The sequence below is a fragment of the Amycolatopsis oliviviridis genome (assembly GCF_014654365.1).
GTDB classification, from domain to species: Bacteria; Actinomycetota; Actinomycetes; order Mycobacteriales; family Pseudonocardiaceae; genus Amycolatopsis; species Amycolatopsis oliviviridis.
In genome coordinates this window covers 1-14,459 of record NZ_BNAY01000013.1, presented here as the reverse complement: position 1 = coordinate 14,459, position 14,459 = coordinate 1, and the positions used below count along the sequence as shown (strand labels likewise).

The 14,459-nt window shown below is 66.6% G+C and carries 14 protein-coding genes; 4 read left to right on the top strand and 10 right to left on the bottom strand.

Going from position 1 to position 14,459, the window contains the following annotated elements:
* Positions 1–86: 86 nt before the first annotated feature.
* The 4 genes from IE302_RS38775 to IE302_RS38760 all read right to left on the bottom strand — a co-directional run bounded on the left by IE302_RS38775 (position 87) and on the right by IE302_RS38760 (position 3,463).
* Positions 87–344 (bottom strand): hypothetical protein, encoded by a 258-nt coding sequence (locus IE302_RS38775; RefSeq protein ID WP_191259445.1) that lies wholly within the window; start codon positions 342–344, stop codon positions 87–89.
* Complete coding sequence (locus IE302_RS38770; protein WP_093936198.1) at positions 341–724, bottom strand: WhiB family transcriptional regulator; 384 nt, start codon at positions 722–724, stop codon at positions 341–343. The genes IE302_RS38775 and IE302_RS38770 overlap by 4 nt, the downstream gene beginning before the upstream one ends.
* Positions 725–891: 167 nt before the next feature.
* Entirely contained in the window at positions 892–1,158 is a 267-nt protein-coding gene (locus tag IE302_RS38765; protein WP_191259444.1) for a hypothetical protein, read from the bottom strand.
* A gap of 217 nt (positions 1,159–1,375) precedes the next feature.
* On the bottom strand, positions 1,376–3,463 hold the full coding sequence (locus IE302_RS38760; RefSeq protein WP_191259443.1) for an ATP-dependent DNA helicase UvrD2: 2,088 nt from the start codon (positions 3,461–3,463) through the stop codon (positions 1,376–1,378).
* A gap of 63 nt (positions 3,464–3,526) precedes the next feature.
* On the opposite strand from IE302_RS38760, the gene IE302_RS38755 reads away from it, so the two are divergent.
* Together IE302_RS38755 and IE302_RS38750 are read left to right on the top strand one after the other, a co-directional pair.
* Complete coding sequence (locus tag IE302_RS38755) at positions 3,527–4,255, top strand: DUF4191 domain-containing protein (RefSeq protein ID WP_191259442.1); 729 nt, start codon at positions 3,527–3,529, stop codon at positions 4,253–4,255.
* 103 nt (positions 4,256–4,358) lie between these two features.
* Positions 4,359–5,312 (top strand): hypothetical protein, encoded by a 954-nt coding sequence (locus IE302_RS38750; protein WP_229908243.1) that lies wholly within the window; start codon positions 4,359–4,361, stop codon positions 5,310–5,312.
* 62 nt (positions 5,313–5,374) lie between these two features.
* Here the strand turns inward: IE302_RS38750 and IE302_RS38745 are convergent, their stop codons facing one another.
* The gene (locus IE302_RS38745; RefSeq protein WP_229908242.1) at positions 5,375–5,860 is read right to left on the bottom strand and encodes an RDD family protein; all 486 of its coding nucleotides are present in this window, start codon (positions 5,858–5,860) and stop codon (positions 5,375–5,377) included.
* Between the two features lie 172 nt (positions 5,861–6,032).
* Here IE302_RS38745 and glnA point away from each other — a divergent pair, with 172 nt between their 5' ends.
* Positions 6,033–7,457, top strand: a complete 1,425-nt coding sequence (gene glnA, locus IE302_RS38740) for a type I glutamate--ammonia ligase (RefSeq protein WP_005167524.1) — start codon at positions 6,033–6,035, stop codon at positions 7,455–7,457.
* A gap of 88 nt (positions 7,458–7,545) precedes the next feature.
* Here glnA and IE302_RS38735 read toward each other — a convergent pair whose 3' ends face one another.
* From IE302_RS38735 to IE302_RS38715, 5 genes are all read right to left on the bottom strand, one after another.
* Positions 7,546–7,980, bottom strand: a complete 435-nt coding sequence (locus IE302_RS38735; RefSeq protein WP_191259441.1) for an acyl-CoA thioesterase — start codon at positions 7,978–7,980, stop codon at positions 7,546–7,548.
* A 127-nt stretch (positions 7,981–8,107) separates the two neighbouring features.
* Positions 8,108–11,080 (bottom strand): bifunctional [glutamine synthetase] adenylyltransferase/[glutamine synthetase]-adenylyl-L-tyrosine phosphorylase, encoded by a 2,973-nt coding sequence (locus IE302_RS38730; RefSeq protein ID WP_191259440.1) that lies wholly within the window; start codon positions 11,078–11,080, stop codon positions 8,108–8,110.
* 109 nt (positions 11,081–11,189) lie between these two features.
* The gene (locus tag IE302_RS38725; RefSeq protein ID WP_373308077.1) at positions 11,190–12,308 is read right to left on the bottom strand and encodes an inorganic phosphate transporter; all 1,119 of its coding nucleotides are present in this window, start codon (positions 12,306–12,308) and stop codon (positions 11,190–11,192) included.
* Positions 12,309–12,413: 105 nt separating this feature from the next.
* Positions 12,414–13,169, bottom strand: coding sequence for a type 1 glutamine amidotransferase (locus IE302_RS38720; protein ID WP_191259438.1), 756 nt, complete (start codon positions 13,167–13,169; stop codon positions 12,414–12,416).
* An 88-nt stretch (positions 13,170–13,257) separates the two neighbouring features.
* The gene (locus IE302_RS38715) at positions 13,258–13,710 is read right to left on the bottom strand and encodes a rhodanese-like domain-containing protein (RefSeq protein ID WP_191259437.1); all 453 of its coding nucleotides are present in this window, start codon (positions 13,708–13,710) and stop codon (positions 13,258–13,260) included.
* Positions 13,711–13,817: 107 nt separating this feature from the next.
* Here IE302_RS38715 and IE302_RS38710 point away from each other — a divergent pair, with 107 nt between their 5' ends.
* On the top strand, positions 13,818–14,261 hold the full coding sequence (locus tag IE302_RS38710; RefSeq protein WP_191259436.1) for an Lrp/AsnC family transcriptional regulator: 444 nt from the start codon (positions 13,818–13,820) through the stop codon (positions 14,259–14,261).
* The last annotated feature ends 198 nt before the right edge of the window (positions 14,262–14,459 follow it).

The window sequence follows — 14,459 nt, the reverse complement described above, 5'->3', positions numbered from 1 at the left end:
ACGCGGTGCCGCACCACGCCGAAAAGGGAGCGGGGGACCTTTGCTATCGCCGCGCGATAGCAAAGGTCCCCCGCTCCCCCGGGTGGTCAGGCCTGATGGCGCTCGGCTCGCCGGGTCGCCCAGCGAGCGACCTTGGTCCACCTGCGTGCGGCGCGTGGGCCGCTCCGAGCCCGCTGCGCGCGGACTCCTTCCTCGAGGTCTCGTATTCGGGCCCTGGACAGTTCTTCATAAAGCAACATTTCGCTGGTCTCCTCGACCTTGATCTCGTTCAATTTGGCCGGCGCGAGAGTCCGGTAACCCGTCCGCGCCTCGTAATCCCTGGTGGTGATGAGTTCGACGGTCATGCCGCGGCGCTCCGCTCGACCTTGCGCGCAACGGGACGCGCCTCGGCGACGGGCTCGACGACCGGGTTCTTCCGGGGGCGGCCACGGGGCCGCTTCCGCGCGACGACAACGCCACGCTCGAAGATTTCGCCACCCCAGACGCCCCACGGCTCACGCCGCGAAAGGGCACCCGCGAGGCAGGCGGAACGGACCGGGCAGTCCGCGCAGAACGCCTTCGCACGCTCGAGCTCTGCCGGCGACTCGGCGAACCAAAGGTCCGCGTCGCCCGAACGGCAGGGAAGCATCGACTCAGGCGAGTCGATGGCGTCGAGCAGGTCGACGACGCCTGCGTCGGCGAAGGGCAGGGCCTCCCCCGGCGCGAAAGCTATGGCCGATGACATAAGTGCACTCCTCTGTGCCGTGACGGATTTCGTACTGACGGTGGAACTGGACAACGCTGAACCCCAATTAGGTTGTGCAGCCAACTTGTTTGTGCAGCAAAAACACGAAGGCCGCGGATCCGGTAACCCGGTTCCGCGGCCTTCGTGAGCCTCTGGTCCTGACTAGGTCAGGAACTTCGCTCCCGTATGGACAACGGAACACGGAACTGCTTGATGACCGGCAGATCGACGCCGCCGTTCACGTACGCCCCACCCGAGGTGGCGGCGTGCGTGAAGGTCTCGTCGGCGGCGATCCAGCTCAGGTCGAGACGCTGGGTGCCGCGGGCGGCGAGGATGCTCACGGGCATGAAGGTGCCCTGGCGCTGAGCCTGCGGGACTTCCGCGACGCAGGACAGACGGGTGCCAGGGTTCGTGAGCATCATTTTGTTCGTCATTTCACCGGCACCACCTTTCTCTGTCGCGCGCGAGCCGCCCTGCGGTCTACGCTGTGTTGTAGATGTTCTTCCCCAGACCGAGCGCTTCCCGCCCGGGTACCTGCAGGTTATTGCCCCCGACCACACCGGGGCAACTTATTTTCCAGAAAATCCGTCGAAGTGGCGAAGATCGGCTCTGAGCAGCGGGTTCGCCGCGTGGATCAAGCCCGGGACGCGGTCAAGACTCCACCGAGGCCCGCACGACATCGAGAACCTCCGCTCCGAAGCGTTCGAGCTTCGTCGCGCCGATCCCGGAAATGGCACATAACGCTGTGTCATCGGTCGGCCGCTGTTCAGCGATGGCGACCAGTGTCGCGTCCGTGAAGACGACGAAGGCCGGCACCTTGAGCTCACGGGAGCGTTCCCCACGCCAAGACTTCAATTTTTCGAGCAGCCGCTCGTCCACATTGGACGGGCAGCGGGAGCAACGGCCCAGCTTGATGTCCAGGGTCTCCAGCAGCGGCCCGCCGCATACCCGGCACCGTGCCTTGTTGCCGGACTGCTTCGGCTGCTGCGCGCGGGCGACCCGCGCCGCCGGGTGATCCTCGGGGATCAGGCCGTAGAGGAAGCGGCTGCGTCGCCGATTGCGGCGATTTCCCGACGTCCTGGCCAAGGCCCACGACAGCGAGAGATGTTCTCGTGCTCGAGTGACGCCGACATAGAACAGGCGGCGCTCTTCTTCGATGGCGGCGTCGTCACCGTCGGCGTGCAGGATCGGCATGGTCCCCTCCGCGAGGCCCACGAGGAACACGGCGTCCCATTCGAGACCCTTCGCGGCGTGAAGCGAGGCCAGCGTGATGCCTTCCACCGTCGGCGGATGCTGCGCGGTCGCGCGCTGTTCGAGCTCCGCCACGAATCGGGGCAGATCCGCGTCCTCGACAGTGGAAGCCAGCTCCTCGGCCAGCTCGACGATCGACAAGAGGGCGTCCCACCGCTCCTTCGCCGCGCCGCCGGCAGGTGGCTGGTCGGTGAGCCCTACCTTCGCGAGCACGGAGCGAACCCGGGTCACCAGCTCGCCGGTGTCTGCGTCGGTCGCCGCCATCCGCAATGCGGACATCGCCTGCCTGACCTCGGTCCTGGCGAAGAAGCGCTCACCACCGCGGACCAGATACGGGATGCCCATCTCGGCCAGCGCCTGCTCGTAGGCCTCCGACTGGGCGTTGACGCGGTAGAGCACCGCGATCTCGCTGGCCGCCACTCCGCCGTCGAGCAGGTCACGGATCCTGCGTGCGACAGCCGCGGCCTCGGCGGTCTCGTCGTCGTACTCAGCGAAGCGCGGGACCGGGCCCGAAGGACGCTGGCCGACGAGTTTCAGCCTCGACCCGGCAGGACGGCCGCGTGCGGCACCGATCACCTGATTGGCGAGTGCCACGACCTCCGGGGTCGAGCGGTAGTCCCGCTCGAGCCTCACGACCGTCGCCTCGGGAAACCGCCGAGTGAACTCCAGCAGCGGCCGGGGCGAGGCGCCGCCGAACGAATAGATGGTCTGGTTGGCGTCGCCGACGACGGTCAAGTCGTCGCGGCCACCGAGCCATGCGTCGAGAAGCCGCTGCTGCAGCGGTGTGACGTCCTGGTACTCGTCGACCACGAAGCAGCGATAGCGCTCGCGGAACTCCTGGGCCACCACCGTGTGTTCCTCGAGGACCGCGGTGGTGTGCAAGAGCAGGTCGTCGAAATCGAGGACCTGTGCGGCGTTCTTGACCTTCTCGTAGTTGCGGTAGACCTCCGCGACCTGCGACGCGGGCGCGGGTGTGTCCCGCTGCGTGCGCGAGGCGACGGCCGGATAGTCGTCCGGCGATACCAAAGAGGCCTTGCTCCACTCGATCTCACTGGCGAGGTCGCGCAGGAGTTCCGTCTCGGTGCCGAGACCGGCCTTGTTGGCGGCCTGGCTGACGTAGCGGAACTTGTTCTCGAGCAGCTCCCAAGGCCGGTCTCCGACCACCTGGGGCCAGAAGTACCGAAGCTGGCGGCGAGCGGCGGCGTGGAAGGTGAGCGCCTGGGCCGCGTCGACACCCAGCCCTCGAAGGCGTGCGCGCATCTCACCGGCGGCGCGGGTCGTGAAGGTGACCGCGAGTACCTGACCAGCGGCGACGTGCCCAGAACGGACCAGGTGAGCGATGCGATGCGTGATCGTCCGCGTCTTGCCGGTCCCCGCTCCCGCGAGGACGCAGACCGGCCCCCTCGGCGCGCAGGCGGCGGCGCGTTGCTCGGGATCGAGCCCATCGAGCAGGCCTGGACGACTCTTCGGGGACGATGCGCTAACCACGCCCCGATCCTCGCAGAGGGCCCGACGGGATCGGCGCAGGGCACGCGGCCGTATTCTGGTCACATGGCGGGAAAGCAGGACAAGGAAGCAGCGAAGCTGGCCAAGAAGGAGAAGCGTGCCGCGAGCAAGGCTCGCCGCGGGCAGATCTTCGAAGCCTTCAAGATGCAGCGCAAGGAAGACAAGGCGCTCATCCCCTGGATGGTCGGATCGATCCTGGTCATCACCGGTGTCGTGTTCGGCATCGGGTTCATCTTCGACGTCCACTGGGTCGTGCTGCCGCTGGGCATCCTGCTCGGCGCGCTCGCCGCTGTGATCATCTTCGGCCGGCGGGTCCAGAAGACCGTGTACTCGAAGGCCGACGGGCAGCCGGGCGCCGCGGCCTGGGCACTCGAGAACATGCGTGGCCGCTGGAAGGTGACGCCGACCGTGGCGGCCACGACCCAGCTCGACGCCGTGCACCGGGTGCTGGGCGGCCCGGGTGTCGTACTCGTCGCCGAAGGCGCGCCGCACCGCGTGAAGTCCCTGCTCGCGCAGGAGAAGAAGCGCGTGTCCCGCTTGATCGGCGAGACCCCGATCTACAACGTGATCATCGGGAACGAAGACCAGCAGGTGCCGTTGAAGAAGCTTCAGGGGTACCTCATGAAGCTCCCGCGCAACCTCAAGCCCGCGCAGGTCGACGCCCTGGAGGCGAAGCTGGCCGCCCTCGGCAACCGCGGCGCCGCGATGCCCAAGGGCCCGATGCCCGCCGGCGCGAAGATGCGCAACGTCCAGCGCACCATCCGCCGCCGCTGACCAAAACGCATCAGGGGTCCTTTGCTGCCGCCGCGCGGTAGCAAAGGACCCCTGATGCGTTTCCGGACAAAAAACTGTCGGTGGGTGGTCGCATGATCACTGTGTGGACGGAACCTCAGGCGCCTTGCACCAGGCGCTGGCAGCGATGTTCCCGGACGGCGTGGCCGCCCGGGCGAAACTCGTCGCCCTGGGGCACTCCCATTCCTGGATCTCGCGCCGTTGCCGCGAGGACGGCCCATGGCGACGGCCGATTCCCGGCGTCATCCTCCTGACCAAGGCCACACCGACCAGGCGCCAGCTCATGAAGGTCGCACTGACCCACGCGGGCCCTGAGGCGATGCTCACCGGAATCCAGGCAGCCAAGTTGCACGGAGTCCGAAGACTTCCGCCGGAAAGACGGGCCCACACCTTGATCCCCCACCGGAGTAAGGTCGCCACCTGGGGATTCGCCGTCGTCGAACGAACGATCCACCTGCCGGAGCCCGTAGAGATCGACGGGCTGCCGGTAGCTCCACTCGCCCGGGCCCTGATCGACGCGGCTCGGCGTATGGACGAACTCCAGCCGGTGCGGGCGATGATCCACGACGCGGTCCATCGCGGACTCTGTACTCCCGAGGAGCTGCGAGAAGAGCTGGCGCAGGCCAGCACGATCGGCTCGGCACTCCCCCGGATCGTCATCGGCGCCCTCCAAGACGGCGTTGACTCAGCCGTCGACCAGTGGCTGGAGACCGTACTCGAGCGCAGCGGCTTGCCCAGGCCGATACGGCGGGCCGAGCTACGGAGCGCAGACGGAGAAAGCGTCGGTGTCGCCGACGCCTGGTGGCCGCAGGTCGGCGTCGCGATGCAAATCCGCTACGACGAGGTCTCGCTCGAACCGGACAAGGCTCCCGAAATCCCTCCGCTGGTCGCCGACGGCCTCATCGTCGTCCAGGTAAGTCCTGCACGACTGCGGGACGAGCCGCTGCTAGTGATCCAGGAATTGCGAGCGGCCCACCATCGGGCGCGACAACGACCGCCTCCGGATATCGGCAGCGCTCCTGCGGCGCCGGCCGCCTGACCATGGCGGTGCAGAGCCGCGTCCCCCGGCGGGAGCAAAGGTCCCTTGCTCCCCTTGCGGGGTCATCGCATGCGGATCACGACGGTCCCGGTCAGCCGGTCCAGCCAGCTGCGGCCGTCGATATTGCGGATCGCGGCCGGAATGATCAAGAAAGTCAGTGCCGCCCGCACGACGGCACGCCACACTCCGACCATTTGCGCGCCATCGAGCCTGGCGACGCGGATTCCGACCGCCGCCATACCAGGGGTGAACCCGAAGAAAGCAGCGGGAATGACGGTGAGTGCCGCCCAGATGCCCACCGACCAGAGGTTGAACGTCTGCATGACGGCGGGATCCTGAAGGCTGGGCGTCACGAAAAGAGTGGTGACGAGCGAGGCCAGCACAAGGTCGATGACCAGCCCGAGGAGACGTGCCCCGCCGCCCGCTACCGAGCCGACACCCGATTGGGGCAAGCCGAGTCGCTCACCGCGCCACCGCTGCGTACCCTCGCCACCGGCCGTTGTTCCATCCCCGGCTCCGGGTAGCCATTCTCCGGTCCATCTCGCCACCCATCCAGGGTATGCCGGTGGCGCGGGACACATTCGCCCTGGTCGGCTACCCGATATCGCCGCCCCGTTAACACCGGCGAAACATACGGGTGACGGTCGGGCAACACCGCGCTCTTAGCGTGAGCCGAAGAGAGTACTGCCGCCGGCAACGAACGAGAAGGAGTCACCGAGGGTGCCCACTACTCCAGACGACATTCAGCGCCTTATCGCCGACGAGAACGTAGAGGTCGTCGACGTCAGGTTCTGCGACCTGCCCGGCGTTATGCAGCACTTCACCGTTCCGGCGAAGGCGTTCAACGAAGAAGCCTACGAAGAAGGCCTGGCCTTCGACGGCTCCTCGGTGCGTGGTTTCCAGTCGATCCACGAATCCGACATGCTGCTCCTTCCGGACCCCGAGACTGCGCGTATCGACCCGTTCCGCAAGGCGAAGACGCTCTCGCTGAACTTCTTCGTGCACGACCCGTTCACCCGCGAGGCGTACAGCCGCGACCCGCGCAACATCGCGCGTAAGGCCGAGCAGTACATCTCGGAGTACGGCGTCGCCGACAACGTGTTCTTCGGCCCGGAAGCCGAGTTCTACATCTTCGACTCGATCCGGTTCGACTCCGCCGAGCACGCCTCGTTCCACGAGATCGACTCCGTCGAGGGCTGGTGGAACACCGGTGCCGACGTGCCGGGCGGCAACCAGGGTTACAAGACGAAGTTCAAGGGTGGCTACTTCCCCGTCCCGCCGGTCGACCACTTCGCCGACCTGCGCGACGAGATCGTCCGCAACCTGCAGGGCTCCGGATTCGAGATCGAGCGCGCGCACCACGAGGTGGGCACCGCCGGTCAGACCGAGATCAACTACAAGTTCAACACGCTGCTGCACGCTGCTGACGACCTGCAGCTGTTCAAGTACATCGTGAAGAACACGGTGTTCGCCGCCGGCAAGACCGCGACCTTCATGCCGAAGCCGCTCGCCGGTGACAACGGCTCGGGCATGCACTGCCACCAGTCGCTGTGGAAGGACGGCACGCCGCTGTTTCACGACGAGTCCGGTTACGCGGGCTTGTCCGACACCGCCCGCCACTACATCGGCGGTCTACTCAAGCACGCGCCGAGCCTGCTGGCCTTCACCAACCCGACCGTCAACTCGTACCACCGGCTCGTGCCGGGCTTCGAGGCCCCGGTCAGCCTGGTGTACTCGCAGCGGAACCGGTCGGCTTGTGTCCGTATCCCCATCACGGGCAACAACCCGAAGGCCAAGCGCGCCGAGTTCCGGTGCCCGGACTCGTCCGGCAACCCGTACCTGGCGTTCTCGGCGATGATGATGGCCGGTCTCGACGGCATCAAGAACAAGATCGAGCCGCCGGAGCCCATCGACAAGGACCTCTACGAGCTCCCGCCGGAGGAGGCCCAGAACGTCAAGCTCGTTCCTGGCGACCTCGGTGCGGTTCTCGACACGCTGGAGGCCGACCACGACTACCTGCTCGAGGGTGGCGTGTTCACCCCCGACGTGATCGACACGTGGATCTCCTACAAGCGTGAGAACGAGATCGACCCGCTGCGGCTGCGTCCGCACCCGTACGAGTTCTCGCTGTACTACGACGTGTGATCGTGCGGTAGGAACACCAAGAGCACGCCGGTGGTGAGGTGCGGAAGCGCCCTCACCACCGGCGTTTCTTATTGGTACGGCAGAGCGGCTACTCCGAAGTGGAGAGGACCTTCAGGTCGACACCCGCTCGCTCGATCCGGCCGCGCGGGTCGTCCACCAGCTTGCGTCGCTCGAGATCCATCAACCCCAGGGTGCAGGTGATCTCCGCGGAAAGAGTGCCGTCGACCTTGTAGATGTTCGAGTCCATGTGGAACGTCTTGCCGGTACCGAACTTGGCGTCACAGGTCACGTCCACGACGTCACCGGCCCGGAGTTCGCGCCGGAACACGATGTGGGACTCAAGCAGCACAAAGGCGAGATTCGCGTCCCGCATGCCCGAGTTGAGCCCACCGGCGAGCTCCATCAGCTCGAGTCTGGAGACCTCGCCGTACGAGTGGTAGACGGCGTGGTTGAGATGCCCAAGAGTGTCCAGCTCGTAGTGCCGCACCTTGATACGGGTGCTAAAAGGCTCGCGCACAGTCACCGGTCCACTGTAAGCGCCGCTCCCCCTCCACGACGTCGAGTGTGAGCAAAGGACCTTTGCTATCGCCCGCAGCGTGCGGAGCAGGCGACAGCAAAGGTCCCTTGCTCACTTCCCGCAGGTCAGGGAGTCAGCCCTGGTAGAAGAGGGTCTCCACAACCGCGTGGGCGCGTCGCGTCGTCCGCCGGTAGGCGTCGAGGAACTCGCCTGGATCGTCATCGGCCGAGTAACCGAGCACCCGCGCGACCGCGGCGAGATCTCGACCGGAGCTGGGGATCTCGTCGACGGCCTTCCCGCGGACCAGCATCCCGGCATTCCGGACACGCGTCGCCAGCAACCAGGCCTCAGTCAGGGATTCGATCTCGGCGGGCTCGGCGAGCCCCGCCTCTACCGCGGCCTTCAGTGCTCCGATGGTCGAGGTGGTCCGAAGCCCTTCGACTTCGTGCCCATGACGCAGTTGCATGAGCTGCACCGTCCACTCCACATCGGCGAGCCCTCCACGCCCAAGCTTCGTGTGCCTTGTCGGGTCGGCGCCTTTCGGCATCCGCTCCGTCTCCACCCGCGCCTTGATCCGCCGGATCTCCCGCACCCGAACCGCGTCGAGGCCCGCATGCGGGTACCGGATCGGGTCGATCATCTCGATGAACCGTGCGCCGATGTCGTCGTCACCGGCGATGAACCGCGCCCGGAGCAGCGCCTGCGACTCCCAAACCTCTGCCCATCGCCCGTAGTAGCTGCGATAGGACTCGAGAGTCCGCACAAGCGGGCCACTCCGCCCCTCCGGACGGAGGTCGGCGTCGACGACCAGCGCCGGATCGGGGCTGGGCGCGCCGAGAATCTTGCGCACCGTCTCGGCGACAGAGGAAGCGAACTTCGCTGCTTCGGAGTCCGACACGCCTTCATTCGGCTCGCAGACGAAGAGAACGTCCGCATCGGATCCATAGCCGAGTTCGGCCCCACCCAGACGGCCCATGCCGATGACTGCGATCTTCGCGGGCGTCTGTCCGAGCTCTGCTTGACGCTGGCGAAAAGCAGCGGCCAGGGCACCTTGCAACACGGCGACCCACACGCTCGACAACGCCTCGCAGACCGCAGGGACGTCAAGCAACCCCAACAGGTCTGCCGATGCGATGCGCAGCATCTCGTGCCGGCGGAGCGATCTCGCGGCCGCGACCGCAGCGTTCAATCCCGGCTGACGCCGCACCGCGGCCCGCAGCGAGGTGGCCACTTCTGCCGGCGTGCGACCTGCCAAGCGCGCGGGGTCGCCGAGCAGCTGCAGGACTTCCGGCGCTCTCGCCAGCAGATCGGGCACCAGCCGCGACGTTCCCAGCAAGAAGGCGAGTCGCTCGACAACGGCACCCTCGTCCCGAAGAACCCGCAGGTACCAAGGTGTTTCCTCGAGCGCTTCCGAGACCTTCCGGTAGGACAGAAGCCCGCGGTCAGGGTCCGGGGTGTCGGCGAGCAGGTCCAGCAAGACCGGCAGCAGCGCCTGCTGGATGGCCGCTCGGCGTGACATTCCTGCGGTCAACGCCTTGATGTGCTGAAGCGCTCCGTCCGGTGCGGCGTAGCCGAGCGCGGCGAGGCGGCTCTCCGCTTGCTTCGTCGTCAGGCGCAGCGCTTCGGTCGGCACGTTCGCGACCGATTGCAGCAAGGGCCGGTAGAAGAGTTTCTCGTGAAGGCGCCGGATGCTCTGCAGGTGGCGGCGGAATTCCGCCAGCAGTGCGTCCCCTTCGCTTTTGCCCCGGGCGGGTCGTACTCCGCTCGCCCTCGCGATCGTTCGCAGCTCGCTGGTGTCCGAAGCTGCAGGGAACAGGTGCGTACGCCGGAGCCGGCGAAGCTGGAGCCGGTGCTCGATCGTCCGGAGGAACTCGTATGACGTTCCGAGCTCCGCGGCATCCTTTCGGCCGACGTAGCCGCCTTCCCCCAGCGCGGCGAGCGCGTCCATCGTGGACGGAGAACGCAGCTCCGCGTCGATCCGACCGTGGACCAGCTGCAGCAACTGCACGGCGAACTCGACGTCACGAAGGCCGCCGCGTCCCAGCTTCAGCTCCCGCTCGGCGTGTGCTGACGGCACGTGGCCTTCGACGCGGCGCCGCATCTTCTGCACCTCGGGGACGAAATTCTCCCGATCGGCCGCCGCCCACACCTTCGGTGCGACCATCTCCGCGTACTGACGCCCGAGTTCGGCGTCGCCCGCGACCGGCCGCGCTTTGAGCAGTGCCTGGAACTCCCAGGTCTTGGCCCACTTCTGGTAGTAGGCGGCGTGTCCGTCGAGGGTCCGGACCAAGGCACCGGCCTTACCCTCCGGACGCAACGCCGCGTCGACCTCGAAGCAGGCCTTGCCGACCACGCGCATCATCGTGCTGGCAAGCCGCGTCGAGATCGAAAGATCCCCATCGCCGACGAAGATGACATCGACGTCGCTCACGTAGTTCAGCTCTCGGCCACCGCACTTGCCCATCGCGATCACGGCGAGCCGGCCTTCGACACCGGCGCCAACTTCGGACTCCGCGACCAGGAGACCGACCGTCAATGCGGCCTCGGCCAGTGTGGTGAGCTGAGCTCCGATCTCGGCGTAAGGCGGTTGCCGGAGGCCGGGTTCGACGAGATGACCGAGGTCTGCCGCCGCGATCCCGAGCAGCAGCTCGCGGTATCCGACTCGAAGAGCCTGCTCCGCCTCGAGCCCGGTGAGCAATTCGCCTCCCGACCGTAGATGGTCAAGAAGGCGGCTCACATACTGACTCGGCTCGGTGCTCTTGTCCCCTTGGAGGGTCTTCCAGCTGTCGGTGTTCGCGACCAGGAAGTCCGCGAGCGCACTCGATGTGCCCAAGACCCCGAGCATCCTGCCGCGGAAGGTGCGGTTGGTGCGGAGCACCTGGTCGAGCTCGTTCCAGGCGGCCGGGTCGGCTTCCCTGATTCGGTCGAGCCCGCTCAAGGCGAGATCGGGGTCCGCCGCACGGGACAACGCTGACAACACGTCGGCGGCGGAGCCGTCCGGGCCGGATTCGGTCCACCAACGGGCAGCACGCAGTTGCCCGTCGGCACGGGGGTCGGTGAAGCCGTATCTCGCCACGGAAGCGGTCGGCCTGGCGCGCTCAACCATCGGCTTCCACCGTAGTCGCCCTCGCGCCCGTCACCAGCCGGACGCGCAAGGGAGCAAGGGACCTTTGGTATCGCCTCGCGCTCGGCGATACCAAAGGTCCCTTGCTCTCCTAGGCGGCGATCCTGCCGACTTCCTGTTCGGGGACGGTCGAGGCGGGGCTGGCGAAGCTGCCGGCGTTGACTGGGCTACGCCGTGAAAGCAGGTAGATCCCGATGCCGATCGCCAGGCCGACGACACCGACGGCGACGGTGCCCACCGTGCCCGTCGAGGTCACGAGACCGGCCGCGGCACCGACGATGGCAGCTGCCGGAAGCGTGAACAGCCAGGCGATCACCATGCGGCCGGCCGTGCGCCAGCGGACCGGGGACTCGTTCCTGCCCACGCCGGAACCGACGATGCCTCCGGAGCAGACGTGGGTCGTCGAGAGGGGAAAGCCGAAACTCGTCGACGCAAGGATGACCGCAGCCGAACTGGTCTGCGCGGCGAAGCCCTGCGGACCGTCGATGTCTGTCAGGCCCTTACCCAGTGTGTAGGTGATACGCCAGCCACCCAGGTACGTGCCGAGCGCCAACGCCAACGCGGCGCTGACGATCACCCAGAGCGGCGGCCCAGCCCCGGCAGGGAGGGTTCCGGCGGTGATCATCGTCAGCGTGATGATGCCCATGGTCTTTTGCGCGTCGTTCGTACCGTGGGCGAGCGAGACCAGCGAAGCGGAGATGATCTGTCCAACTCGGAAGCCGGCGGTGCGGCCGCGGCGGACAAAGATCCGGTAGACGAAGTACGTCACGATCATCGCGGCCAGGCCTGCCAGGACTGGCGACAACGCCGCCGGAACCAGCACCTTCTCGACGATCTTTCCGAAATGGACAGAGTCCGTTCCGGCCGACACCCAGGTGGCGCCGATCAGTCCGCCGAACAACGCGTGGGACGAGCTGGAGGGTAGTCCGACGAACCAGGTGACCAGGTTCCACACGATCGCCCCGACCAGGCCGCCGAACACGATCGCCGGTCCGATCTTGGTGTCGTCGACCAGTCCATTCGAGATGGTCTTGGCCACTTCGACCGACAGGAAGGCTCCGACCAGGTTCAGGACCGCGGAGATCGTCACCGCGACCTTGGGACGCAACGCCCCGGTGGCGATCGACGTCGCCATCGAGTTGGCCGTGTCATGGAACCCGTTTGTGAAATCGAAAATTAGGGCCGTGACGACGACGAGCACGACCAACACTGAGGGCTCCACCCCGACCTCCGAACCCTTCGAAACTCCCTTCGCAAGGTACCTGACGGCCTGACCGGAGTGTTAATAACCCATACACATTTGAGACATAAGTCGTTAAGCCATCGGCAATGTGCGTTGACGGTCTGCAGCCGGAGCGAGGTCACCGGACACCAGTCGGACGAAGCGGTGCGCGAACGGCCGCCAGGTTTCGGTGATATCGGCATGCACCCGAGCGAGGTTCTCCGGGGTCAGTGCGTCCGGCCGGGTGAGTTCCGCCATTTCCGGCGACTGCCGCGCCCAAGCGAGGACCACGTCCTGTGTCGTCTCGATATGGAACTGGACACCGTAGGCACAACGGTCGAATCGGAATGCCTGGTAGGCGTATCGCGGCGACGAGGCGAGAAGTTCGGCCCCCGCGGGCAGGCGGGTGATCGCGTCGTTGTGGAACTGCAAGACGTCCTGCATGAGGGGAAGGTCCGCGAAGAGCGGATCGGTCCAGGCAGCGTCCTTCTTGGACACAAGACCTGGGCCGACCTCAGGCCCTTGATCGCCTGTGACGACGGTGCCGCCCAGCGCCACTGCCAGCAGTTGACCGCCAAGGCAGATCGCGAGCGTCGGAACGCGCGCGCCCGCGGCCTTGGCAAGCAGCTTCCGCACGTCCGCCAGCCACGGATGAGCGGCGTCGTCGTTGGCGCCCATCCCTCCACCGAGGCATACGACGCCCGCGTAACCAGCAAGATCAGCAGGGAGACTCTGCTCGGGCGGCAACCGGATGTCGAGCTCGGCTCCCGCCTCGGTGAGCCAGTCGCCGAGGGGGCCGATCGGATCGGATTCATCTGGCTGGATGACGAGCAACTTGGGAGCGGTCACCACCCCAGCCTACGACCGCCAGGAGAGCAGGGGACCTTTGCTATCGCTCGGGGCCGGCGATAGCAAAGGTCCCTTGCTTCCGCCTTGGTCAGCAGGCGCAGCGTGGGGTGGGCGCGGAGGCGAGGGCGAGTGCGGGGGTATCCCGGTCGACGGGATAGCCGGCCGCTTGCCAGGCGGTGATGCCACCGGACAAGCGCTTGACCTTGAAGCCGAGTTCCGCCAGTTTCAGGGCTCCCTTGGTCGCGGCATTGCAGTGGATGCTCTCGCAGTAGCAGACGTAGACGAGATCGCGGTCGAGACCGCTGACCGACTCGGGTGTCATGTCCCGGTAGGGGAGATTGATCGCCCCCGGGATGCGCGCGGACGCGAAGGCCTCCGGGGCCCGGGTCTCGACGACCACGTATCCCTGCTGAGTGCCGGAGGTGAAGTCACGGACCAGGTCGTCGGGGTCCACGTCGAGGGAGAGTTCGGCACGCAGGAGCGCGGCCGCGGTCGCGCTCTCCAGGGCAGGGAAAGTCAGTACGCGAGGCTCGGTCGTCATGCCTCAATCCTGCTGATCGGTGATCATCCACAACATCGGAGATTCCAGGTCTCGCCGACGGCTAGCCTTGAGTTTCCTGGCAAGAGTGACGATCGACCTGGAGTTCTGTGAACCTCGATGATCTCGACTGGCAGCTGCTCGAACTGCTCCAGTCCGACGGTCGGCTGACTTTCTCGGAGCTCGGCCGACGGGTCTCACTGTCGGCGCCCGCGGTGACCGAGCGGGTTCGGCGGCTCGAGGAGAAGGGGATCATCACGGGCTACTCGGCCAGCGTCGACCTGACCAGGCTCGGGCTCCCGATCGAGGCGATGGTCCGGGCGAAGGTGCGAAGTCTCGACACGCCTCGCTTCCGCGAAGCCGTCCTCGCACTGCCTCAGGTCCTCGACGCCGATCACGTCACAGGTGACGAGTGCTGGCTGCTGCGCGTCGCCTGCCGGGACACCGCGGAGCTGGAAGAGCTCGTAGAGCGGATGCAGCGCTATGGGGAGACGACAACTTCGCTGGTCTTCTCGTCGCCTGTCCGTCGGCGCGCGGTCAGGCGGCGGAGCTGAGCAACGCCGCGGGCGATAGCAAGGGACCTTTGCTATCGCCTGGGGTCGGGGTGGTTGCCAGCGCATCCAGAGGACTAAATGCGATGTGTGAGTAATGAGAAAAGGGCCGAGGGCCTGGGAGAACTCTCGGTTCTCGACCAGGCCCTCGGCCCCTTTATCAATGTTAGTCCGGCGGTGTCCTACTCTCCCACAACCCTT

Bases quoted from the DNA above. Each gene is read 5' to 3' on its own strand.
- IE302_RS38755 (WP_191259442.1), top strand. From the start codon at position 3,527: ATGGCGGGAAAGCAGGACAAGGAAGCAGCGAAGCTGGCCAAGAAGGAG.
- IE302_RS38715 (WP_191259437.1), bottom strand. From the start codon at position 13,710: ATGACGACCGAGCCTCGCGTACTGACTTTCCCTGCCCTGGAGAGCGCG.
- IE302_RS38775 (WP_191259445.1), bottom strand. From the start codon at position 344: ATGACCGTCGAACTCATCACCACCAGGGATTACGAGGCGCGGACGGGT.
- IE302_RS38730 (WP_191259440.1), bottom strand. From the start codon at position 11,080: ATGGTTGAGCGCGCCAGGCCGACCGCTTCCGTGGCGAGATACGGCTTC.
- IE302_RS38765 (WP_191259444.1), bottom strand. From the start codon at position 1,158: ATGACGAACAAAATGATGCTCACGAACCCTGGCACCCGTCTGTCCTGC.
- IE302_RS38770 (WP_093936198.1), bottom strand. From the start codon at position 724: ATGTCATCGGCCATAGCTTTCGCGCCGGGGGAGGCCCTGCCCTTCGCC.